This is a genomic window from Sphingomonas sp. S-NIH.Pt15_0812 (genome assembly GCF_003951315.1).
Lineage (GTDB): Bacteria > Pseudomonadota > Alphaproteobacteria > Sphingomonadales > Sphingomonadaceae > Sphingomonas.
This window is the reverse complement of the sequence record NZ_QLJH01000023.1, coordinates 26,265-48,381: the sequence shown is the minus strand read 5'-3', so window position 1 is coordinate 48,381 and position 22,117 is coordinate 26,265. Positions and strand designations below refer to the sequence as shown.

The 22,117-nt window shown below is 68.2% G+C and carries 16 protein-coding genes and 2 tRNA genes; 10 read left to right on the top strand and 8 right to left on the bottom strand.

Translation table 11 applies throughout. From position 1 onward, the window contains the following. Window positions 1-607 precede the first annotated feature (607 nt). Complete coding sequence (locus BRX43_RS14590; protein ID WP_125995845.1) at window positions 608-2,800, bottom strand: glycoside hydrolase family 3 protein; 2,193 nt, start codon at window positions 2,798-2,800, stop codon at window positions 608-610. After that, complete coding sequence (locus tag BRX43_RS14585) at window positions 2,797-5,367, bottom strand: family 20 glycosylhydrolase (RefSeq protein ID WP_241214973.1); 2,571 nt, start codon at window positions 5,365-5,367, stop codon at window positions 2,797-2,799. The genes BRX43_RS14590 and BRX43_RS14585 overlap by 4 nt, the downstream gene beginning before the upstream one ends. 269 nt (window positions 5,368-5,636) lie before the next feature. Here BRX43_RS14585 and BRX43_RS14580 point away from each other — a divergent pair, with 269 nt between their 5' ends. From BRX43_RS14580 to BRX43_RS14570, 3 genes are read left to right on the top strand one after another with little or no spacing between them, the layout of a single operon-like run. After that, window positions 5,637-6,989 carry a TonB-dependent receptor plug domain-containing protein gene (locus tag BRX43_RS14580; RefSeq protein WP_125995818.1) on the top strand — a complete coding sequence of 451 codons (1,353 nt, stop codon included), beginning with the start codon at window positions 5,637-5,639 and terminating at the stop codon, window positions 6,987-6,989. 39 nt (window positions 6,990-7,028) lie between these two features. Next, window positions 7,029-8,375, top strand: a complete 1,347-nt coding sequence (locus tag BRX43_RS14575) for a TonB-dependent receptor (RefSeq protein WP_125995817.1) — start codon at window positions 7,029-7,031, stop codon at window positions 8,373-8,375. A 24-nt stretch (window positions 8,376-8,399) separates the two neighbouring features. Continuing rightward, window positions 8,400-9,551, top strand: a complete 1,152-nt coding sequence (locus tag BRX43_RS14570; RefSeq protein ID WP_125995816.1) for a heparan-alpha-glucosaminide N-acetyltransferase domain-containing protein — start codon at window positions 8,400-8,402, stop codon at window positions 9,549-9,551. Window positions 9,552-9,859: 308 nt separating this feature from the next. Here BRX43_RS14570 and BRX43_RS14565 read toward each other — a convergent pair whose 3' ends face one another. From BRX43_RS14565 to rlmB, 4 genes are all read right to left on the bottom strand, one after another. Next, complete coding sequence (locus BRX43_RS14565) at window positions 9,860-11,998, bottom strand: PBP1A family penicillin-binding protein (protein ID WP_241214972.1); 2,139 nt, start codon at window positions 11,996-11,998, stop codon at window positions 9,860-9,862. Between the two features lie 52 nt (window positions 11,999-12,050). Continuing rightward, window positions 12,051-12,587, bottom strand: coding sequence for a histidine phosphatase family protein (locus BRX43_RS14560; protein WP_125995815.1), 537 nt, complete (start codon window positions 12,585-12,587; stop codon window positions 12,051-12,053). Further along, complete coding sequence (locus tag BRX43_RS14555) at window positions 12,584-15,301, bottom strand: ATP-dependent DNA helicase (protein ID WP_206433229.1); 2,718 nt, start codon at window positions 15,299-15,301, stop codon at window positions 12,584-12,586. Before BRX43_RS14555 ends, BRX43_RS14560 begins: the two co-directional genes overlap by 4 nt. 92 nt (window positions 15,302-15,393) lie before the next feature. After that, a complete protein-coding gene (rlmB, locus tag BRX43_RS14550) occupies window positions 15,394-16,158 on the bottom strand; it encodes a 23S rRNA (guanosine(2251)-2'-O)-methyltransferase RlmB (RefSeq protein ID WP_125995813.1) in 765 nt (254 codons plus the stop codon). Between the two features lie 179 nt (window positions 16,159-16,337). Between rlmB and BRX43_RS14545 the strand changes: the two genes are divergently transcribed. The 3 genes from BRX43_RS14545 (at window position 16,338) to BRX43_RS14535 (ending at window position 17,934) form a co-directional block, all read left to right on the top strand. After that, window positions 16,338-16,423, top strand: a tRNA-Tyr gene (locus BRX43_RS14545). A 479-nt stretch (window positions 16,424-16,902) separates the two neighbouring features. Beyond that, window positions 16,903-17,544: a PEPxxWA-CTERM sorting domain-containing protein gene (locus BRX43_RS14540; RefSeq protein ID WP_125995812.1), complete on the top strand. Its 642-nt coding sequence runs from the start codon at window positions 16,903-16,905 to the stop codon at window positions 17,542-17,544. A gap of 156 nt (window positions 17,545-17,700) precedes the next feature. Beyond that, complete coding sequence (locus tag BRX43_RS14535) at window positions 17,701-17,934, top strand: hypothetical protein (RefSeq protein WP_164523622.1); 234 nt, start codon at window positions 17,701-17,703, stop codon at window positions 17,932-17,934. A gap of 1 nt (window position 17,935) precedes the next feature. On the opposite strand, the gene BRX43_RS14530 is transcribed toward BRX43_RS14535, so the two are convergent. After that, window positions 17,936-18,904 (bottom strand): cell wall hydrolase, encoded by a 969-nt coding sequence (locus tag BRX43_RS14530; protein WP_241214971.1) that lies wholly within the window; start codon window positions 18,902-18,904, stop codon window positions 17,936-17,938. Between the two features lie 62 nt (window positions 18,905-18,966). Further along, a tRNA-Gly gene (locus BRX43_RS14525) sits at window positions 18,967-19,040 on the bottom strand. A gap of 390 nt (window positions 19,041-19,430) precedes the next feature. On the opposite strand from BRX43_RS14525, the gene BRX43_RS14520 reads away from it, so the two are divergent. From BRX43_RS14520 to BRX43_RS14510, 4 genes are all read left to right on the top strand, one after another. After that, a protein-coding gene (locus BRX43_RS14520; protein WP_125995811.1) for an IS5 family transposase occupies window positions 19,431-20,188 on the top strand; the annotation gives its coding sequence in 2 pieces (ribosomal slippage) (window positions 19,431-19,755 and window positions 19,755-20,188; 759 coding nt in all). A gap of 168 nt (window positions 20,189-20,356) precedes the next feature. Further along, window positions 20,357-20,494, top strand: a complete 138-nt coding sequence (locus BRX43_RS20360; protein WP_164523621.1) for a hypothetical protein — start codon at window positions 20,357-20,359, stop codon at window positions 20,492-20,494. A 66-nt stretch (window positions 20,495-20,560) separates the two neighbouring features. Further along, window positions 20,561-21,130, top strand: a complete 570-nt coding sequence (locus BRX43_RS14515) for a hypothetical protein (protein WP_125995810.1) — start codon at window positions 20,561-20,563, stop codon at window positions 21,128-21,130. Between the two features lie 389 nt (window positions 21,131-21,519). Beyond that, the gene (locus BRX43_RS14510; RefSeq protein ID WP_125995809.1) at window positions 21,520-22,029 is read left to right on the top strand and encodes a hypothetical protein; all 510 of its coding nucleotides are present in this window, start codon (window positions 21,520-21,522) and stop codon (window positions 22,027-22,029) included. Window positions 22,030-22,117: the final 88 nt, after the last annotated feature.

Sequence of the window (22,117 nt, the reverse complement as noted above, 5' to 3'; positions counted from 1 at the left end):
CGGGTTTACAGAAGCGGTATGGCCGGCGGGTCATGGCCGCCACGCTCGGCTGGAGCGGATCGCAGGGCTGAATTCGATCGCAGTGAAGATGCCCGCTGGTGACTATATGCTATGCAGCCTGTCGGCAGCTGACATTTTCAGGAACATGGCAGACGGCTCTATCAGGCGGCGCTCGACGGGATGAAGGTTGCGCCATGGACGTCCATGGCGAGGCGCGAAGCGGGGGACGGGGACTATAGCATGATGACATGGCCTCGACCTGGGATCGTCATTGCGAGCGTAGCGAAGCAATCCACAGCGGTGCGCGTGACCCCCTGAATCGCTTCGCTGCGCTCGCAATGACGGCTTGGGTCAACCCGACGTCATCTTGCTCTAAGCGCTACGAATTGGCCGATGCGTAGCGGTCGAGGAACGGATCGTTGGTTCCCGGCAAGACGGCTGAACCATGGTTCGTGCCCACAGCCAGCATAGGATGAAACTGCTGGGACTTTGGCGATGGCGACGCCGCGTTCCCGGACCCCCCGTTCAGGCTCGTGTGAAGCGGCCTCCGACCGGGTCGGATCAACGTCCCGACTGCAATCCGTTCTCCCGCGCCGCAAGTCATCGTTCAATCGGAGAAGCCCATGCAAGGGAGGGATAGCGCGACCGCCGGTCCCAGGTCCCGCGACGACGCGCCGATGCGGAAGCGGTAGCGGCCGCGCGCGATGATCCACCGTTCGGCCGCCGCATCATAGGTGGCGAGGAGGCGCGGGTCGACGGCGATCGTCGCGCGTCGTGTCTCGCCGGCTGGCAGCTCAAGCTTCGCCCATCCCGCCAGGCGTCGCGGTGCCTCGAAGCCGCCGGCGACCCGCTCGACATAGAGTTGCGGGACCGCCGCGCCCATGCGCGTGCCGATGTTGCGAACCGCGACCGACACCCGGACGCCGCGACCGTGGCGGACCACGCTCGGCGGACCGAAGGCGAAGCGGGTGTAGGACAGGCCATGGCCAAAGGCGAACAGCGGCGCGCGACCGGCACGATCGAAGCCTTTGTATCCCACCGCCGCCCCTTCGCAATAGGTGACCACAAAGGCGACATCGGGCGTCGGTGCATCCTGCAAGGGCGCGCAACGCCCCGCCCTATCATCCCGCGGGATCGTGATCGGCAGACGGCCCGACGGAGCGACGACGCCGGTCAGCAGCCGGGCAAGGGTCTCCCCGCCGCCGGCGCCCGGATACCAGCCCTGGAGGATCGCATCGACCCGATCCGCCCATGGCATGAGGACCGCGCCACCGGTCTCCAGCACGACGATGCTGCGTCGTGCCGAACTTGCCACGGCCGCGATCAATGCATCCTGCTGGTCGGGCAGCGTCAGCGACGTGTCCTGCGATTCCGCGGTCCATTGCGTCGCGAACACGATCGCGGCGTCGCTGGCCGCAGCGGCGCGGGCCGCGGCCTGGCGATCGCTGCCGTCGAGATAATCGATCCGCACGTCGGGGAGCAGCCGACGCAGCGCGACCAGCGGCGACGACGGCAGGTAGATCACCGGCCCGGGCCAGGCCGTGGGATGCAGGCCGGGAACCGCGTTGCCACCGGCTGGATGGACCTGCGACGAGCCACCCCCGGACAGCACGCCGACATCGGCATGGCCGCCGATCACGACCATGCGCCGCAATGCCGTGGCGCGAAGCGGCAAGGCGGCGCGCCGGTTGCGCAGCAGCACAGCGCCCCGTTCCGCGACCTGTTGCGCGACGGTGGTGTCGGCGGCGATGTCGATCGGCGCGATCGCGACCGGGCGGTCGATGAGCGCGTGCGCGAACATCGAGCGCAGGATGCGGCGGACCATGTCGTCCAGCCGGTTCGGGCTGACCAGGCCATGCGCGACGGCCTGCGCCAGCGGCGCGCCGAAATAGGGCATGGCGTCGAAGGTCGCAGCCGATTCCTGATCGAGCCCCGCCTTCGCCGCGGCGACGGTGGAATGGACCGCGCCCCAATCCGACAGCACCCATCCCGGATAGCGCCAGCGCCGCTTCAGCACCTGGTTCAACAGCCAGTCATTCTCGCAGGCATAGTCGCCATTGACGCGGTTATAGGCGCACATCACCGCGCCGGGCCGTCCGCGCTCGATCGCGATCTGGAAGGCGAGAAGGTCGGATTGTCGCAACGCCGCCCGATCGATGCGGGCGTCGAGCGTGAATTGGCCGGTCTGCTGCGCATTGAGCGCGTAATGCTTGATCGTCGAGATGATTCCGTTCGACTGAATGCCGGCGATCTGCGCCCCGACCATCCTGCCAGCGAGCAGCGGATCCTCGCCGCCATATTCGAAGTTGCGGCCGTTCCGCGGCTCACGCGTCAGGTTGATACCGCCTGCCAGCAGCATATTGAAGCCGTAGCGGCGCGCCTCGCCCCCGATCATCGCGCCACCGCGCCGGGCGACGCCTTCGTCCCAGCTCGCGATCGTCGCCAGCGTCGAGGGCAGCGCGACGGCCGGACGCACAGTGCGGGCGGTCGGCTGGGTGGCGACGCCCATAGCGGCATCCGCCTGCCACAAGGGCGGGATACCGAGCCGGGCGACGCCTGGAACATAGCCGGCCGACCCCTCGCGCGCCTCGGCCGGTGGACGCAGGTCCGGCTTTCCGGCCGGTTCCGAAGCGAAGGCACCGATCACCATCGCCAGCTTCTCGTCCTGTGTCATCGCCGCCAGCACCAGAGCGGCGCGACGATCGGGCGACAACGCCGCGTTGCGCCACGGCTGGTCACGATCCTTCGCCAGGAGCGGCGCGGCGGCGATCGCCAGCGCCAGGGCGGCGAGGCCCCTCATTGCCACGCGGCCCGGCTTGGCACGACCATGACGGTACGGCTTGCACGGCGGCCATCGGCGGTCCGGCTGCGAACCGCGACCGGCCCGCTTACCGGCACGGGCGTGGCGTATCGAGTCCAGGCGCCGCCCGGGATGCGGTATTCGACCGTCGTGCCCGGCAGTTCTGTAGCCACCTCCAGCCGCTGACCGGCGATTCGCGCGCCCGGTGGGGCGAGGCGGTAGACGATGCCAGCGCGATCGAGTCCGTCCAGCCGCACCGCCACGCGAGCGGCAAAGTCACGCCATCCCGCCAACAGCGCTGCAGTGTCGACCCGTGCGTCGCCATAGGCATAGCGTGCGCCGGGGGCATAAGCAGGCTCCCAGGCGGAATGCGACCAGCCACGCTCGGCCAGCGCGAACAGCATATATTCGACTTGCGTGTCGCGCCGCACCATCTCGCTCCACAGCTGACCCTGGATCCCCGCGACGCCGTGCCCGGCGGCGAGCGGGACGGGATCCGAGACGGTGCCGGCGCGATTCCGGATGTCGGTCGTGATCGCGGCATTGGCAGCCAGGTTCCCGGGCATGAACGCATAGAGCCGGAACAGGTCGAGCTCGCGCGTCGCCCAGGTCGCGCCGGGCTCGGCCGGATCGACCGCCTGCGGCATGTCGAGATAGGTAAAATCGGGTAGCGACAACACCACCGTCCAGCCGCGATTGGCCTGCCTGTGCGCCTCCTCGACCGCGCCGCCGAACAACCCGCTCCACAGGTTCGATTGCAGGTCAGACGGCAGGGCGGCGGGATTGGCATGGGCGACGCCGTCGCTCCACGCCGCGGGCGCGATCCCGCGCCGGTCGAGCATCGTCGCCACCCGCTCGACGAAGCGCATGCCCATCTGGATCACGGGTGATCCGATCCGCGCCGCCTCCGCGCGACAGGCGGGGGAGCCGGTCCAGGCGCCGGCGGTCTCGTCCGCCCCGATATGGAAGCGGCGAAGCGGCACGCCTGCCCGGGCGTGTAGCGCCGCCATTCGGGCCACGACGGTGTCGATGAAGCGGAAAGTCTGCGGGATGCAGACGTTGAGCGTATTGTCGTTATAGGTCTGGATGCTGCGATAGCGGGTCGTGTCGTCGGGTTCGACCAGTCGGTATCGCTCCGCCTCCGCCATCCTGCCCCGGGCGGCGAGACGACGATAGCGCACCTCCATCGCCTTGATCGCCGCGCGCGAGTGACCCGGCATGTCGAACGAGGGGATGACCGTGATCTGGCGGGCCTTCGCGGCGGCCAGTATCGCCAGATAGTCGTCCGTCGTCAGATAGCCGTTGGTGTCGGCGTCGCGCACAGGGTCGGCCCCCAGTTGCGGCTGGAGGCAGGTGGCATCGTCGAGCGAGAGGCAGCGCCAGCCACCGATCGCGGTCAGTTCGGGCAGCGCCGGAACCTCCATGCGCCAGCCTTCGTCGTCGGCCAGGTGGAGATGCAGCATGTTCAACTTCACCGCGGCCATCTGCTCGATCACGCGCAGCAGTTCGTCACGGCCGTGGAAGTTGCGCGCGATGTCGATATGCAGCCCGCGATAGCCGTAGCGCGGCCGGTCGACGATCAAGAGCGGTCGGATCTGCCCGCGCTCATGGGCGGCCTGCTGCGCGAGCGAGCGCAAGGCATAGGCTGCACCGGCGGTGTCGCGAGCGGCGATGCGGACACCCCGGCCATCGACCGCGAGGCGATAGCCCTCCGCCGCGACGTCCATTGCGCCGACCCTGATCGTCAGCGGAACCGGGCCGATGCCGATCCCCTCCCTCGCCAGGGCGGTCAGCGCCGGCGCGAGTGCCGTCCGCGATGCGCCGGTCAGAGCAAGCCGCACGCCGCGCCTCAGGCCGAGCGCCGCCCCCGCCGGGCGCTCCACATGCGCGGGCATCGGCAGGATGACGATATCGGGGCGCGGTCCGGCGCCGCGCGCGGCATAGCGATCGAAGGCGCGCGACGCCGTCAGCCAGCGATTGGCGTCGATGCCGTCGGCGGTCGCGAGCCGCGCCTCGTCGGTCATCGCGTCCACATAGGGCAGGGTCTCGAGCCCGGTGTCCGCGTCGGTACCGGGACGCGTCGCGGCGATCACGGCGGGCGCGGCCCCAGGCGCCCGCACCCAGGCATTGGGCAGGACGAAGGCACGCGAGAAATACGGCACGCTGAGGGTGAGGTGCAGCCTGTAATGGCGGCCAGGCGCAAGCGAGCGGCCGGGCTTGAGCGTGAACAAGGTGACGTCGCCATTGACGAGCCGGCTGTCGAACTCGGCGCTGTCGATCGCCAGCACCGATCCGATGATGCTGGTGGCGATCTCCAGCCCGGCAGGGGGCGTCACGTCGGCGGGGGTGTCGAGGTCGATATCCTCGATCATGCAGCGCCGGGGCGGTGCGCCCGGCAGACGCGGCGGCGCGGCCGGATCGGACGGGCAGCCGACCGGATGATTGTCGACGATCGTAACGCGATAGCCCAGACCGGCGGCGAAGCGCGCCACATCCGCGGGCGGCGCGGCCGCCCCCGAGGCACCGGGCAGCACCCCCGAGAACAGCAAAGCGACGAGCATTGGCATCCCTCATGCTCCCATGGCGACGCCGACGGAACCGGTCGCCGCCGCAGAGATCCATCGCCCTGAACCCGATCATGCTGCTCAGGCACGAAGATGACAATACCAAAATAATACTCATTTTCAGCGGAGGCTGGAAATTTGCAAGATACGGTCTTGCTGTAGGTTAAATTTGATGTTTAGCTGTGTTTCCAGACTGGCGGCGGTTCGATCCGAAATGGTGCAAAGCCGACCGATCCAATGCCAATATAGTGCAACTTGGAAGGGGCTTGTACATGATTGCCAAGGCCATTCTCCCGTCCGTCAGCCTGTTGGCATTGAGCCTGCCGACGCCAGTGCTCGCCCAGGCGGGCACGTCGGCGGCACCCGATCAGCCGGCGGAGCCGCAGGCCGATGACGTGGTGGTGATCGGCATCCGCGCCTCGATCGAGGCATCGCTGCGCCAGAAGCGCAAGTCAGACATGGTATCCGAGGTCATCACCGCGCAGGATATCGGCAAGTTTCCGGACAAGAACGTCGCCGACTCGCTCGGCCGCCTGACCGGGGTCAACGTGGTTACCGGATCGGCGGCGGCCGGCGGGTTCGGCGAGAACCAGTCCGTGTCGATCCGCGGCACCGATCCCGAGTTGAACCTGACCCTGCTCGACGGTCACAGCCTTGCGACCGGCGACTGGTTCGTGCTCGATCAGGCGAATGGCGGGCGCAGCTTCAACTTCAGCATGTTCCCGTCCGAAATTGTCGGCAGCCTCGAAGTCTACAAGAGCGCGCAGGCCGACATTCCGGAGGGCGGTATCGGCGGTACGATCAACGTCCACAGCCGGATGCCGCTCGACCTGCCATCGGGCACAGTCAACGTCACCGCGCAGCAAGCCTATAACGACCTATCCGACACGTGGAAGCCGCAGGTTTCGGCGATCGCCAGCTGGAAGAACGCGTCGGGCACGCTCGGTCTTCTGGCCGCCGGCTTCTATGAAGCGCGGTCCTTCCGCCGCGATGGCCAGGAGTTGCTGGGCTATGCGACGCAGGAGGATTTCAACGGCACCGGCAAGACGGTCGCCTATCCCGCGCTGATCGGCGCCGCCTATTTCACGCAGGAGCGGATCCGCAAGGGCGGCACCGTCACGCTGCAGGGCAAGCCGAGCGACACGCTGGAGGTGGTGGCGACCGGCCTCTACACCCGGATGAGCGCGAACAACGCCAACGCGAACAGCATGGCCTGGACCAGCAAGCTGGTGCAGGACAATTCCACGCCCGGCACCCCCGGCTATGCGCTCGGTGACTATACGACCGCCGAATATCAGGGGATCACCTATCTCACCTCCGCCGCCTGGAGCGCGAGTGGCGCGGGCGGCCTGCCCGCATTCGGTCGCGTGCAGGACGACATCTTCCGAACCGCCTTCTCCTCCACCTTCAACGGCACGCTCGATGCCACATGGCGCCCGGCGGACGGCCTCACCGCGCATGGCACCGTCGGCTACACCAAGGGGCGCGGCGAAACCACGTCGTCCAGTGCCTGGGAAAGCTACTGGTCGACCGGCATGAGCTACGCCTTTCGGGGCAAACATGCGGAGGTGACCTATCCGGGGCTGCCGAACGATCCGACCTCGGCGGCCTATCTCGACAATTAATTCAGCGGCAGCTGGGGCGGCGCGACGATCTCGCCCGACATGGAATTCTACACCCAGCTCGACCTCGAGCAGACCTTCGAAGATTCGTCCTGGCTGCGCGCGCTCAAGGCCGGCGCGCGCTATACGCATCACACGCGGGCGGTGAACTCGACGGGCGTCATCTGGGCCGGCAACGAAACGCCGTTGGCGGACCCGCAACATGGCGCGTCGGGCACTGACCAGATCGGCCTGTTCGACGTGTACGATGGCCAGACGACGCCACCCGGCTTCGGCCGCCGTATCGGCGTCGCCGGACGCTACTCGCTCGCGAACCGCGCGAAGATCGACGCCATCCTGCAAACCCGTGGTGGATCGACCGAGGCCTTCTATCCCCCGTCGAGCTTCTCCGTGACGGAGGACGATACCGCCTTCTATGCGATGGCCAAGCTCGGCAACGACCGGAACTGGCGCGGCAATATCGGCCTTCGCACGATCCGCACCGACATCGACACGCTGCAATATTCCCCCAACGTGCCGCCGACCATCCGCAACGCGTTCGGCGATTTCGGCGAGGTGCGCGCGGGGCGGGGCTATTGGGACGTGCTGCCCAGCGCCAATCTGACCTATAATGCGACCGACACGCTGCTGCTGCGCGCCGCCGCGGCGAAGGTGATGTCGCGGCCCGGCTATGCCCAGCTTGCCGGCGCGTTCGACCTCGATGACCTGAGCCTGTCCGGCAGCGCCGGAGGCAATCCCGACCTCGATCCGTTCCGCGCGTGGCAGTTCAATCTCGCGGCCGAATATTATTACGGCCCGCAGGCGCTGTTCTCGATCGGTGTCTTCGGGCTCGCCATCCAGAACTACATCACCACGACGACGACGACCCGGTTCTATCGCACCGTCCTGCATCCCAAGGGCGCCAACTTCCTGGTCGAGGCGCCCGTCAATGGCGGCGGGGGGACCAACACGGGGGTCGAGGTCAACTGGCAGCAGCCGGTCGGCTGGGGCTTCGGCTTCATTGCCAACTACACCTATTCCGACGCGAAGAAGAACAGGGACGCGGTCACCGCCGCAGACAATTTCAGCCGCGAGATCGACGGCAATTCCAAGCACACCTGGAACCTGACCGGCTATTTCGAGAACCGCCTGCTCAGCGCCCGTCTGGCCTATAGCTACCGCTCCAAGTTCCGCTCCGGCATCGATCGCGCGACGCCGATGTGGCAGGACGATTTCGGCCAGCTCGACGGCTCCCTGCTGGTCCATGTCACCAAGAGCCTGGCGCTCAGCGTCGATGCGCAGAACATCACCAATGCCAAGCTCTATTATTTCGTCGGCGATCCGGCGGTTCCGCGTGCCTATTACGACAATGGGCGCACGGTCTATGCTGGTATCCGGCTGACCTTCTAGAGTCTGCATCACGGAGGTTCGCCCATGCGCAAGACCACTGCCCCGTCGGCCCCGCAGGCGACCGGCCCGCGCGATCCGCATGACCGTGCCGGTCGTCGGCTGCGCTCGCTCGACCTGCTTCGCGGCCTGACCGTCGCCGGGATGATCACGGTCAACGCGACGGCAGGGGTGCAAGGCCTCGACAAGCCGGTGTTCCCACTGCTGCTCCACGCCGACTGGGTGGGATTCACCCTGGCGGACAGTGTCTTTCCCGCCTTCCTGACGATGGTCGGCGTTTCGATCGCGATCTCGGCAAGGGCCGATGCCGTGAGCGGCCCGGCGACGCGGCGCGTGCTGGCGCGCGCGGCGCGGCTGATCCTCATCGGCCTCTTGCTCGGCCATATGGTCTTCCTGGCCGACTTCCATCGTGCCGTTCCGCGTCTGCCGGGGGTGTTGCAGCGGATCGGTATCGTCTTCGCGATCTGCGCCCTGCTCTATCCACGGATGAGCGGACGGGCGCGGGCGATCCTGGCGGGCGTGCTGCTGCTCGGCTATTGGGGCCTGTGCGTCCTGCCCATTCCGGGTGGCGGCGCGACCGACCTGTGGGTGCAGGGGCATAATTTCGTGTCATGGGTCGACCGCGGCGTGTTCGGCGAATGGCGTTACGTGAAGGGCCCCGACGGCTATGATCCCGAAGGGCTGTTGAGCACCCTGCCGGCGATCGCCCAGGGTCTGCTGGGGACGCTCGCCGGCGATTATATCCGTCGGGGCCTGCCCGTGGCCATGGCGGCGACGCGGTTGCTGATCGCGGCGCTGGCGAGCATCGCGGCGGGACTGGCATGGGAGCTCGTCCTGCCGATCGCCAAGAATCTGTGGACCAGCAGCTTCGTGCTGCTGTCGGCCGGGCTGACCGTGGCGCTGCTCGGCGCCTTCCACTGGTGGTTCGACCGCGACGACCGGCCGGCGACGAAGGGCGACCTGCTGGGCAGTTTCGGGCGCAACGCCATCGCCGCCTATGTGCTGCACGAGGTCGCCTCGATCATCCTGACCGGCGACGCTATCCAAGCGCCGTTCAAGCTGCTCGCCCCTGTCGTCGGCACGCAGGTCGCGGCCCTGGCGCCGGTGGCGATATTCGTCCTGCTGGTCTGGTATCCGATCGCCTATATGGACAAGCGCGGTTGGTATCTCCGCGTCTGAACGCGTACCTCGCGCAGCCGCCGCGCGTCTACGAAATCAACCGGGCCGAGGGCACCATGCGCCCTTCTGGGGCAGGAGTGCGCGGACAGACGTCATCCGCTTTGCGGTGAAGCGCTGCGAGGCGCTTCGCACCGTCTCGCGATTTCCGCGGTCGAGGCCCTCAACAGAGCCTTGGCCATGCCCGGCGCCTGGGTCCCATCCTGATGACCCGCGTCCATACCGCCGCCGAGCGCATCTGCTGCAACCTCAGGCACGACCCCCATGGTTTTGTGGAAGCGCGCTACCGAGGGCTGGCACGATGCCGCCCCCTACTCTTCCTCGTCCCCCGGCGGCGGTCCGTAGCGCTCGTCCGGGTCGCGACGATCCTCCTCGCGCGGCGGGCGCGGGCGGCGGGGGCCGACGGTGATCGAGCCGTCCTCACCCCGGCGCATGTCCAGCCCCATCCGTTCCGCCTGGTCCTGCAAGATCTCGGTATCGGGCAGGTACTGGCCAATCGTATTGTCGATATAGCCCTCGACCCCATCCTCCTCGGAGACTACCGCCTCGACCGGGACGGCGCGCGCGACGGGGGCGATGTCGAGCGCGGATTGCAGGAAATCGCGCCAGATGCGCGCCGGCACGCCGCCGCCATGCAGGCCGGGATTGGGGCTGTTGTCGTCGTTGCCGACCCAGACGCCCACCACCAGGTCGCCCGCGAAGCCGATGAACCAGGCGTCGCGGCTGTCCTGCGACGTGCCCGTCTTGCCATAGGCGTCGACCGACAGCACCGCCTCGCGCCCCGTGCCGCGCAGCGAGGAGTTGAGCAGGCGCATCATCTCCTGCCGCACCTTTTCCGGGATGGCGCGGGTGCCGCCGGTGATCTGCTGATACCAGGGCTTGTCGTCGACCTTCTCGACGCCGCGCGGCGTCACCGGATAGCGGCCATTGGCGATCGCGGCATAGGCGGCGGTCAGCTCCAGCAGCGAGACCTCGGCGGTGCCCAGGCCGATCGTCGCCTCGTTGGGAATGGGGGTGGTGATGCCCAGGTCGCGCGCCGCCTGGATCACCGACCGGACGCCCACTTCCTGCGTCAGCCGCGCGGCGGCGACGTTGGAGGAGCGGGCGAAGGCGCGGATCAGGCTGATCTGGCCCAGATAGCGGCCGTCGTCGTTCTTCGGCTTCCACCCGGCGATCTCGACCGGGCTGTCGTCGACCATCGAATCGGGCGTCATGCCGGCGCGCATCGCCGCCAGATAGACGAACAGCTTGAAGGTCGAACCCGGCTGGCGCCGCGCCTGGACCGCGCGGTTGAACGGGCTCTTGCCGTAATCGCGGCCGCCGACCATCGCCACCACGCGCCCGTCCGGCCGCATCGCGACCAGCGCCGCCTGCGCCTGGCGCAGGCCCGCCGAGCGGATCGCGCGTTCGGCATAGCGTTGCAGGCGGGGGTCGAGCGTGGTCTTGACCGTCGTCTCGGTCGCGATCTCGCCCGCCTTGTCGCGTGCGGCGGGCAAGACCCAGTCGGCGAAATAGGTGCCGGTCGGGATTTGGCCCGGCGCGCTGGCCAGCACGCGCTGCGGCTGCACCCGGTCCGCCTCGCGCGGGGTGAGGAAGCCGGCATCCTCCATCGCGCGCACCACCACCATCTCGCGCGCGCGGGCGCCCTTCAGGTTGGAAGTGGGGGCGAGGCGCGACGGCGCCTTGACCAGCCCCGCCAGCATCGCCGCCTGGCCGACGTTCAACCGATCCGGCGAACGCCCGAAATAATGTTTCGCCGCCGCCGTCAGGCCATAGGTGTTGTCGCCGAAATAGACGTTGGACAAATAGCGCGACAGGATCTCGTCCTTCGACAGCCACGCCTCCAACCAAAAGGCGATCAGCACTTCACGGATCTTGCGCGCGGCGGTGCGGTCCGAATCGAGAAAGGCGTTCTTGGCGAGCTGCTGGGTGATCGTGCTGCCGCCCTGGCGCACGCCGCCCGAGCCGACATTGGCCCAGGCCGCGCGCAGGATGCCGCGCGGGTCGATGCCCCAATGCGAATAGAAGCGCCGGTCCTCGATCGCCAGAAAGGCCTGGGTCACGTGCGGCGGCAGCTTGGCGGCGTCGACGGGCGCGCCGATGATCGCGCCGCGCCGGGCGATCGGGGTGCCGTCCTCCGCGGTCAGCGTGATCGAGGGCGGCGTCGGCGGCTTGAGCGACTTGTTGAGCGGGGCGGTCAGCGCCAGCCAGGCGATGGCGATGACCAGCAACACGATCCCCGCCGCGATCCCGCGCACGATCCAGCGGCCCCAGCGGATGGTGCGGCGGCGCGGTTCGGGGTCGGGATCGCGGTGATAGGGGGCCCATTCCGGCTCGTCGCGGTCGCGCGCGGGATCGAAGGGGCTGGTACGGTCGGCAGGCGCATGGGGCCAGAATCGCGGACGATCGGGGTCGTGATGGTCGGGACGCAACGGAGGATTCCAGGACACCAGGCTGTTCTATCCGACTATGACACCCGGCGCAATGTCGCCGGCGGTGCCGTTAGAATTCGTCCGGTCCCAGGCTGGGGTCCAGGTCGCGGGGCCGGACGAAGGACTCCAGCGTCGCGCCGCCGGTGCGGATCGTCGTCCAGTCGCCGTCCCAGCTCATCCGCGCGATCGTCGCGGTCGGATATTTCGCCTCCACCGCGTCGCGCGTCACGCTGCCGTCGTCGGGCACCAGCGACAGCACCAGATCCTCCAACCCCGGATTATGGCCGACCATCAGCACCTGATCATGGACGTCGGAGAGTTCGTGGATGCAGTCCAGCAGGGTCGCCGCCGAGGCGAGGTAGAGCCGCCGGTCCCAGTCGATCGTCAGCGCTTCGCCATAGCCGTCGGCCACCCCGGCCAGCGTCTCCACCACGCGTTGCGCGGGCGAGGCGACGATCCGGTCGAAGCGATACTGGCGGTCGCGCAGGTGACGGCCCATCACCTGCGCGGCGCGATGCCCCTTGGGGTTGAGCGGCCGGTCGAAATCGCGTGCGACATGATCGTCCCATCCCGATTTGGCGTGGCGCAGCACCGTCAGCGTCTTCATGGCGTCTCCAGGGGGGCTGGAGCCTCATGCCCGATCCGGGCCTGTCTGGAAAGCCGCTCCGCGACCCGCGCCACCGCTTCGTCCAGCGTCACGCGGACGATCGCGACGCCCGGCGGGAAGGCGGTGAGCAGCCGCGACGGCATCGCCGCCGACAACATCACGAACGCGCCGCGATCGTCGGCGCGGCGGATCAGCCGGCCGAACGCCTGGGCCAGGCGGGCGCGGACGATCCGGTCGTCATAGGCGGTGCCGCCGCCCGCCAGCTTGCGCGCGGCATGGAGCACGGTCGGCTTGGGCCAGGGCACCCCCTCCATCACCACCATGCGCAGCGAGTCGCCCGGCACGTCGACGCCGTCGCGCAGGGCATCGGTGCCGAGCAGCGAGGCGGCGGGATCGTCGCGGAAGATGTCGACCAGCGTGCCGGTGTCGATCGGGTCGACATGCTGGGCGTGGAGCGCCAGCCCCTCGCGCGCCAGCCGGTCGGCGATGCGGCCATGCACCGCGCGTAGCCGCCGGATCGCGGTGAACAGGCCCAGCGTGCCGCCGCCCGCCGCGACGATCAGCCGCGCATAGGCATTGGCCAGCGCCCCGGCATCGCCGCGCTTCACGTCGGTGACGATCAGCACCTCGGCCCGGTTGGGATAGTCGAACGGGCTGACCGCCTGGAACCGGGCGGGCGCGCGGGCGAGATGCGGCGCGCCGGTGCGCGCCTCCGCCACCGACCAATCGCCGCCGCCGGTCAGCGTCGCCGAGGTGACGAGCGCGCCATGCGCCGGCTTCAGCACGATCTCCGCGAACGGCCGGGTCGGGTCGAGCCAGCGGCGGTGCAGGCCGATGTCATATTCGCGCCCCTCGGCCCGGTCGACTGCCATCCAGTCGATATAATCGGGGTTCGCCGGCCCGCCGATCCGCGCCAACAGCGCCAGCCACGCCGCCACCGTCTCCGCCCGCCAGCCGATCGAGGCGATCGCCCCCTCGACCCGCGCGCGCGCCGCCGTGTCGAGCCAGTCGGGCGCCTCCGCCAGCACCGCCTCCAGCCGCCGGCCGAGCGCGGTCAGCGGCCGGACCAGCGAGTCGAGCGCGACCGCGGCGGGGGCGGCGGCCTCGATCAGCGCGGGCGTCGGCTCGGCCAGCTCGGTCTCCAGCCCATAGCCGGCATCGCCCGGCTGTTCGGCGCGCGCATAGGTCAGCCCGCGCACGGCGGCGAGCAGATGCTCGACCGGGCCAAAGGGCTGTCCCTCCGCCAGCCGCCCCAGCCAGCCATCGGCCGCCAGCCCCTGCGCGGCGTGGACCGCGTCCGCGATCGCCTGCGCACCGGCATCGTCATAGCTGGCGACGTCGGACAGCCGCGCCTGAAGTCCGCGCCGCCGGCCGCGCCCGCCCGCCTCCGGCCCCAGGATCCAGCGGCGCAACTCGATCGTCTCCGACCCGGTCAGCGCGACGCCGAACATCGAATCGGCGGCGTCGAACAGGTGATGCCCCTCGTCGAAGACATAGCGGGTCGGCCGCGTCGCCACTTCGCGGCCGCGCGCGGCATTGACCATCACCAGAGCATGGTTGGCGATGACGATGTCGGCCTGCGCGCTCGCCCGCGCGGCGCGCTCGATGAAGCATTTCCGGTAATGCGGGCAGCCGGCATAGACGCATTCGCCGCGCCGGTCGGTCAGCGCCGCCGGGCCGTTGCGCCGGAACAGCGTCGGCAACCAGCCCGGCAGGTCGCCGCCGACCATGTCGCCGTCGGCGCTATAGGCGGCCCAGCGCGCGACCAGATGCGCCAGCACCGCCGCGCGGCCGGCGAAGCCGCCCTGCAACGCATCCTCCAGGTTGAGCAGGCAGAGGTAATTCTCGCGACCCTTGCGAGTCACCACCCGCTCGCGGCGCAGCACCGGATCGGGATAGAGACGCGTCGTCTCCTGCGCGAGCTGGCGTTGCAGCGCCTTGGTGAAGGTGGAGATCCATACCGCGCCGCCCGCCCGTTCGGACCAGAGCGAGGCGGGGGCGAGATAGCCCAAGGTCTTGCCGATGCCGGTGCCGGCCTCCGCCAGCACCAGATTGGGCGCGTCGCGCATCACGCGCGGCTCGAACGCGGCGGTGGCGGCGGCGGCATAGGCGCGCTGGCCCGGCCGCTCCTCCGCGCCGCCGCCGGTCAGCTTCGCCAGCCGCTCTTCGGCCTCGCCCGGTTCCAGCGATATGGTGCGCGGGGCGGGGCGGGGGGCATCCTCCTCCCATTCGGGCAGGCGCGAGAAGAGCCAGCGCTCGTCGGTGCGGGGCTTGGCGAGGCGTGGGCCGATCACCGGCGCCCAGGGCCAGCGCAGCCGGGTCAGCGACTGGACGCCGGACCAGGCGCCTTCGCGCTCCGCCCACTCGCCCTCCGGCACGGCGAGCAGCGCGGCGGTCGCCTCGCGCAGGAAGGCGGCGACATCCTCGTCCCGCTCGGGCGCGGACAGGTCGACCGCGCGGGCCAGCCCGGCCGGGGTCGGCACCGCGAACCGCGCCGGATGGAGAAAGGCGTAGAGTTCGAGCAGGTCGAGCCCCGACAGCTCGGCATAGCCCAGCCTTTGCCCGATCAACGGCGCGTTGAGCAGGATGACCGGCGTGTCCGCCGCCACCCGGATCGCCTCGCCCCGCCCGACCGGGCGCGTGCCTTCGCCATCGGCGATCCAGATGCCGCCATGGCTGGCGTGGAGGGCGGGATAGGGGATCACATCGCCCATGTAGCGGAACGGACCGGCAACAAGAAGGGGGGCGGGTAGATCGCCATGGCCAGCCGCCACCCCGGCCTGCGCCGGGGTGGTGCGTTGGGGAATTACCCCTTGGGCCGCGCCGCCACGGCGTAGAGCGCGACCGCCGCCGCGTTCGAGACGTTCAGGCTCTCGACCAGGCTCGAGATGGGCAGGCGCGCCAGCTCGTCGCAATGCGCCTCGGTATTCTGGCGCATGCCTTCGCCTTCCGCGCCCAGCACGATGCAGATGCGCTGCGGCCCCATCACTTCGGCCAGCGTCCCCTTGGCATGGCCGGTCAGGCCGATCCGCCAGAAGCCCGCCTCGGCGATCTCGTCCAGCGCGCGGGCGAGGTTGACGACGCGCACCCAGGGCACCGTCTCCAGCGCGCCCGAGGCGGCGCGCGCCACCGTGCCCGATTCCGGCGGGGCGTGGCGATCCTGGGTCACGATGCCCAGCGCGTCGAAGGCGGCGGCCGAGCGCAGGATCGCGCCGACATTGTGCGGATCGGTCACCTGGTCCAGCACGACCAGCGGCCGCTGGCGCTCGGGCGGATCGTTCTGCGCCTGCTGGAGCAGGTCGCCCAGCCACATGTCCTCCAGTGGGTCGACCTCCGCCACCACGCCCTGGTGCGGGGCGTCGGCGGGGACCAGCCGGCCAAGATCGGCGACATCGGCGTAGACGACCGGGATCACCGGCGGCACGTCGAGCAGGGCGGCGGCCTCGCGCGTCAGCCACAGCTTGCGCACGATGCGCTCCGGATTGGCGAGCGCGGCGGTGACCGCGTGGCGGCCCCAGAAGCGCGGCCGGTTGCCCACGCCAGTGCTGGGGCGGTGGCCTTTACGTGCCATCAGCGAAATTCCTCATCTTCGGTTCGTCGTCGGGTGAACGCGGGCGCGCGTTCGGGATGGCGCCTCCGCTATGCGGCATGCCGCGCGGGCGCAAGCTTTCCGCCACGAAAGCGCGCAAAGGCGTTGACAGCCGCGCCGCGCTTCGCCAAGAGGCCGCCTCGCTTCCGAGCGCCTCCCGTGGAAGGGTGGCCGAGTGGTTAAAGGCAGCAGACTGTAAATCTGCCCACGCAAGTGTACACTGGTTCGAATCCAGTCCCTTCCACCATTTCATGACCAGGCGATTGCCGGTCGTCCTCCCCAAAGCACCGATTGATATGGAACGCGGATGACGCGCTGGCCGTCCCTACGCGACCCGATATCGTCGGACGTCGATCAGGTCGCGCGCGCCATGCCAATTCTAATGCCCGGACCGATTCGCTCTAGGTAACAGTGTTACCGGATGTTATACCGGCGTTCTGACCCGGTTTTGCATCAATCGCGTTTAACGCGCTGATAAGAAATTCAGTTTAGTTCAGGCCGCTGGTGGGAGGCGCGAGGCCCGCTTGCCTCCGGCGCACCGCCGATAGTCAAAAAGTTCCATTGAAAATTACGCGCCAAACCGGGTCGATTGCGTCATATGCATGTTGCGGTGCACAAAATGCATTCCGACTCCTAATCCTTTTCAAATAGTTAACGGTCCGTCCCGGTCGCGAATTGCAGCGGGGCTCCACCGCCGATCGACGGCGATTGACGATAGGGGTTATCATGCGCAATCTGTACACCATGGCTTTCGCGGCCGCTGGTCTGACGCTGGCGGCGTCGCCCGCCGCTGCGGTCACCTTCACCTCCACGCCCGGCAGCACCACCAGCTTCGCCGCGCCCGCCGGCACCGTGGTCGACTTCAACGGCAGCCTGCCCGCCGGCGTGACGCTGACCGGCAGCAACTTCGGCTATGCGACGGGGTCGTCGTCCAGCTCGGCGCAGCCGGCGTTCAGCGACGGCAGCCGTTACCTGGCCGTCTATGGCACCGGCACGGCGACGCTGGCGGCGGATGCGGCTTATCAGGCGATCAGCATCTTCATCGGCTCGATCGACAGCTACAACACGGTCAGCCTGCTCAGCACCACGGGTGCGGTGCTTGCCAGCTACACCGGTGCGGACCTCTCGGCCAACGCCAATGGCGGCCAGGGTTCGGCGGTCAGCAACCGTCGCATCACCTTCACCGCCTCGGCCGGTGAGGCCTTCGGCGCCATCGTCTTGGGCAGCGGCGGCAATTCGCTCGAAGTCGACAATGTCGTCTTCTCGGTGCCCGAGCCGTCGACCTGGGCGCTCATGTTCCTGGGCTTCGGCATGATCGGCGCGACCGCGCGCTATCGCCGTGGCCGGGGCGGCGTCGTCACCGCCTGATATCCCCCGCCAGGGATGACCCGTCAGCCGCCGGTCCTTGTGACCGGCGGCTTTTTTCGTGTCCGATCCGCAGGATGACCGGAGTGTCACGGGTCGCACACATCGCCGCCACCTGGGTTGGCCTATCCGGGCATCCTCGCAAAGAGGAGTAGGATCATGACCAGCACTGCCATCCGTTCCGCCGCCACCGCGCTGATGCTCGCCGCGGGCGTGGCGCTCGCCGGGCCCGCCAGTGCGGCCGGATGCCTGAAGGGCGCGGCGGTCGGCGGCGTCGGCGGCCATTTCGTCGGCAAGGGCCATGCGGTGCTGGGTGCGGCGGCGGGCTGCGCCGTCGGCCATCACCGCGCCAAGGTCGCCGCGCGCAAGGCGGCCGCCGCGCCGAAGCGCTGAACTAGCTCCGATCGTCGCCCGGTCCCTCCTCGGGACCGATGGCGACGATCATCGGGCTGGAGGATGCGCCATGGTTGCGATGGACGCGCACGCCCATCGTCACCGCGACGGTCGCCGGTTCATCGGCCGCCGCGTCCCCCGGCGGCACGGTCGATGCCGGGCCGGGCAGTCCGGTGCCGCGATGCACGGTCACGCCGGCCGGCTCGGCCGCCATCACCACCGGCGCGGGCGACGATGTCGCCGCCAGCAGCGGCGTGGAAACCGGCTCCACGCCCGCATAGTCGCGGCGGAAGGACAGGGCGGACGCCAGGGCGCTGCGCCAGCCATAGAAGATATGGGCGCCGATCTGCCCGATCCGCGCCAGGCTGGGCGCCCACCAGGGATAGACGGCGTTGCTGTGATAATAGGTCGCCGCGCCGATCGGTGCATAGACCGCTCCCGCCAGCGCGGCCTCCGCCACCCCGCGCGCCCGCTGCCACGCCGCGCCGTCCACCGGCCGGCTGGTCGAGCCGTCGCAGGCGAAGCTGAACTGGCAGCCGATGCCCCGGCCATCGCGTCGCGCCCCGCCCTGATAGACGACACCGCACACGCTGGCCGGAAAGGCGCGGTCGCGCACCCGGTTGAGCACCACCTGCGCCACCGCGCGCTGTCCGTCGAGCGGCTCCGAGCGCGCCTCGTAATAGACGGCGGCGGTCAGGCAGGCGGCGGCTCGCGTCGCATCGTCCCGGCTGCGCGGCTGCGCGAGGAAGGCGGGCGCGGGGCGCAGCAGGGGCGGGGCCGGACGCAGCGGTGCGGTGGCGTCCCGACCGTCGGCGATGGCCGGAGACAGAGCGAGCGCCCGCAGCAGCGACGTGTCCTTCGCCGCAAGCATCGGCGGGCCGGCATGTTGGGATGCCGGCTGTCGCGAACAGGCCGCCAGGGCCAGCGTCATGACCCAGAGCAGTGGCACGCGAAGCGAGGCGGCGATCATGCCTCCTGCTAGGCGGGAAGGGTTGAAGCCCGGTTAACCGATCGGGTGACGGGACAGGCCGGTGGAGCGGGTAACGGGAATCGAACCCGTGTATTCAGCTTGGAAGGCTGCTGCACTACCATTGTGCTATACCCGCAAACCGTTGAAACCATATGGTTTCAGCAATTTTCGAGGCCGTCATTCCAACGGCGTTCCGTTGGAATTCCAACGAAGCGAGCCGGCACATACGCCGGTGAGACGGTCGGTGCAAGCCGCGCCGTCCCATTTTCGTGCGAGCTTGGAAGCCTGTTGTCTCCTTGAACGCTCTCCGTTCGGTAGTACCCTTTGTGGGAATGATTCATCAGGCGAGCAGCGTCAGACCGATGGGTGATCGGCGACGCACGGCTTTACGGAGAACGCTCAAGTAATCAGGTATTTCGATTGTTGCTTGGAAAAACAACGCTATGCCACGTTTCTCCTCCTTTAGGGTCAAGACCCATTGATGTGAGTGCCGCGATCTGATTCAGGCTCCGCGAGTAGACCCCGGATGAGCGACCTGTATTGGCTGACGGACGAGGAGATGGCGCGGCTTCAGCCGTACTTTCCCAAGAGCCACGGCAAGCCGCGGGTTGATGATCGGCGGGTGTTGAGCGGCATCGTTTTCGTCAACCGTAACGGGCTGCGCTGGTGCGATGCGCCGAAGGACTACGGCCCGCACAAGACGCTGTACAATCGGCGGAAGCGCTGGGGGGAGAAGGGCATCTTCCTCCAGATGATGGAAGGGTTGGCTGCTGCAAGCCCCGATCCGAAAACCGTCATGATCGACGCGACCTACCTCAAGGCGCACCGCACGGCATCGAGCCTGCGGGTTAAAAAGGGGGTCTCGGCCGCCTGATTGGCCGCACCAAAGGCGGGATGAACACCAAATTGCACGCCGTCAGCGATGCCGACGGCCGCCCGCTCAGCTTCTTCATGACCGCGGGCCAGGTCAGCGATTATACCGGCGCGGCCGCCCTGCTGGACGAGATGCCAAAGGCGCAGTGGCTGCTCGGCGACCGCGGCTATGATGCCAACTGGTTCCGGGACGCTTTGCAGGCCAAAGGCATCCAGCCCTGCATTCCAGGTCGGCGGTCCCGCAACGAGCCTGTCAGGTACGACAAGCGCCGATACAGACGCCGCAGCCGCATCGAGATCATGTTCGGCCGCCTCAAGGACTGGCGACGCCTCGACACCCGCTACGACCGGTGCCCTACCGTCTTCCTCTCCGCCGTCGCTCTCGCCGCCACGATAATCTTCTGGCTGTGATCAACGAGTCTTGAGCCTAGATGGCGAATCATATACACCGTGCGATAGGCGAATGCATACATTGCAGCGTGATCACCGCGCTGGTACATGCTGAACCGCCCAAGTCGAGTCCGATGATGACGGTACCGCAAACCGCCCTCGGATCTACATCCGCTTTGGGGACGAAGAATGGCAGTTGCTGCGCTGCCCGCGACCGTGATCCATCTGGAAGACAGCGTCACCACGCGCTTTTCCGTACCTTACGGCTTTCGCAGCGCCGGCGATCTGTTGTTGGAGCGGTTGCTTTCCGGCGGCCGGGTCGAGTAGCTGGCGCTGGACGCGGACTTCTTCGTCACCGGCGGGCAGACCGACGCCGGCGGCACGTTCACCCGCATGGCCGCCACCAATGGCGCGCGGCTGCGCATCCGCCGCCGGCCGCACGCCGCCGCCGCGCTGGTGTTCGACGCGGAGGGCCAGCCCACCACCCGCACCGGCCCGGCCGCGCCTGCCAGCGACCTGTTGAGCCTGTATGACGGCTCGTTCTGGACCGTCGTCGAGGACAAAATTGCTGGCCGGGCCGACGATGTGACGATCGCCCAGGCCAGTGCGACGCCGGAAATGTTCAGCGCATGGCACCGGGGTGACCAACGACACCAGCGCTTTTCAACGGCTGTCCGGGAACGGCTATTCCATGCCAGGGTGGAAAGGCCGGACTTGAAGTGCGTCCTGTTCGACGGCGCGATCACGAAAGTTCATACTGATGCGACCACAGCAAAAAGGGGGTGGCGGCTGCCGCAATGGGCGCTCACGCGGGGGCTTGGCGACCAAATAGAAGGGGGTGGTAGGTGGCCATCATCGGCGAAGCGGCTGTCGAAATCCGTGACCCCGGGCTGCACCTTATCCTTGTCGCTCAGTTCGGGAACCGTGCCGGCGGGTAGGGAGCAACCGACACCGCCGACCTGACCATCAAGCAAGGTGAAAGTCGGGTCGTCCCAGCGGATGCCACCGTCTTGCTACGCGGCATAGCTGTTCGAGCCTTTCCGTAGATCGGCCGCCATGCCGAAGATGCTTCTTCGGATGCGGCGGATCAGCTTGTCCTGCGCGCAGCGGCGGCTGAAAAGGCAGGCTCCGCAGGGTTAAAGACGTTGTCGACAGCCATTGATTGTCGGACACGAAGGTGCAGACGATCCAACGCGTCGAAAGGCGCTCCCACAATAAGCCTTGTTGAAACCAACCGCGAGCATCGGCGTGACGCTTTGGGGGGATTGGTTGAAAAAGACCGGAGTTCATAAGGTGCCGGCTTCCGTTTAGCCGGAAAGCACCGCATTCCTGCATTTAACGAAGTTACCGCCATGCAACCCTCGTCTGGCCCGACTTTGCGATGGCTGGTTGAAAATAGCTGCGGATCGGGGCAGTTGTGCGCCGCGCATGTGCGGAGTGAATGGATCGTGATTTTCGGGTTATTGCTGTTGGCGGCTTCGATGCCACAGGCCGGTGCGATCCGTCTTTCGCCGGAAGCAGGGATTCGCGCCGACGCGGCGCTCCGGCGAGCATGGCAGGGACGCCGAGGTGCGGTGGAGCGCCTGTGCGGCGAACAATCTCGTTTGGTGCGGGTCCAGGCGCTCGACACCCGCTTTGGCCGGGTCCAAGCGGCATATCAGGCGCGATTTGGTTCGTTTTGGAACGGTCAGGCGTCGGTCAGCGAAAGCCGCCTGGGTATGAGCCAGGCATCAGAAAAGGGCGCATTTTCCGATCAGGAGGGCGTCGATCCGCGTTGTGTGTCGCCAACGGCCTTTTCCGGTGCACTGGGCGAATATCAAAACGGGATCCTGCTCGCAGAAGGAGAACTGGGCCTTCGTTAAGGCTGTATCGACTTTCGGAATTCCAAACAGGTTGAAGGCTGATCCACCGGCATCCGTGTTGAGGCGGTGCTATGGTCGGGTGTGCGCT